Source organism: Bradyrhizobium sp. NAS80.1 (assembly GCF_001908205.1).
Classification (GTDB): domain Bacteria; phylum Pseudomonadota; class Alphaproteobacteria; order Rhizobiales; family Xanthobacteraceae; genus Bradyrhizobium.
In genome coordinates, this window is sequence record NZ_LGHL01000493.1 from 1 (window position 1) to 1,006 (window position 1,006).

The window sequence follows — 1,006 nt, forward strand, 5'->3', positions numbered from 1 at the left end:
ACGAGAACGTGGATGCCCGGGACAAGTGTTTAGCCCGGAGACATCGCTGACACCTGTTCGGACACATCACTGACAGGTTGGCCATTGGTCAAGTCGATCGATGCGACCTGCCAGCTGGCGAAGAAGATTCCGTAGTGGCCATCCCGATCCAGCGGTCGGATGGCCAGGCGTTCACGGGCGAAGGCCTGCGGAACTTTCCAGAAGCGTCCCTTGAAGGAGATATAGGGTCTTGTCGATGAGACCCTGCGCACGACCTCGCCACTGTCGTATTCGACGTTCGGAACGCGGGCCGGCATGGCACGAGCACTCGGCCGGAAGCGATCGGCGGGGACGTGCATATCGAGGCCCTGGTGGGGGCGCTCCAGATTGTAGACCGGCCGCCAGGCATCGAAGGCGCGCTGGACTTCCGGGAGCGTGCGGAAGCGGCGCATGGCAAAGACCTCAGCCTTCAAGGTGCGATGGAAGCGTTCGTTCTTGCCGCGGGCCTGTGGGTGGCATGGCCTGGCGTGCACCACCCTGATGCCAAGCTTGAGCAGCCATACCTTCAGTCCGGTCCAACGAAGGCCGGACGTATCGCCCCAGGGTGAGCCGTTGTCGGTGTAGAAGGCCTCCGGCAGGCCATAGCAGCGGAACGTCGCGGTCAGGTGATCCTGCACGGTGAGACGCTGCTCGTCGGCACAGGCCTTCAGGCACAGGACATAGCGCGAGTGATCGTCGACAACGGTCAGTGGATGGCACCGTGTCCCGTTGGCGAGCGGCAAATGACCCTTGAAGTCCATCTGCCACAGCAGGTTGGGCGCTTCCTTCTCGAAGCGGTGCCCCGGATTAGGCGGCGCATTCTCGCTCGGCTTGATCCGGCCGTTCCGACACAGGATCTGGTGCACCGTTGACGGCACGGGCACCGTTTGTCCGCTCCGCGTCAGGCAATGGGCGATCTTGCGTGCTCCCCAGGCCGGATGCTTGTCGCGCACGGCCAGGACCTGCGCCTCGATCGCAGCCTCACTGC

General features: G+C 63.7%; 1 protein-coding gene. It reads right to left on the reverse strand.

Annotated features, from left to right (window positions below):
* Positions 1-29: 29 nt before the first annotated feature.
* On the reverse strand, positions 30-1,006 hold a 977-nt coding region (locus AC629_RS44480; protein ID WP_084810845.1), incomplete at its 5' end, for a DDE-type integrase/transposase/recombinase.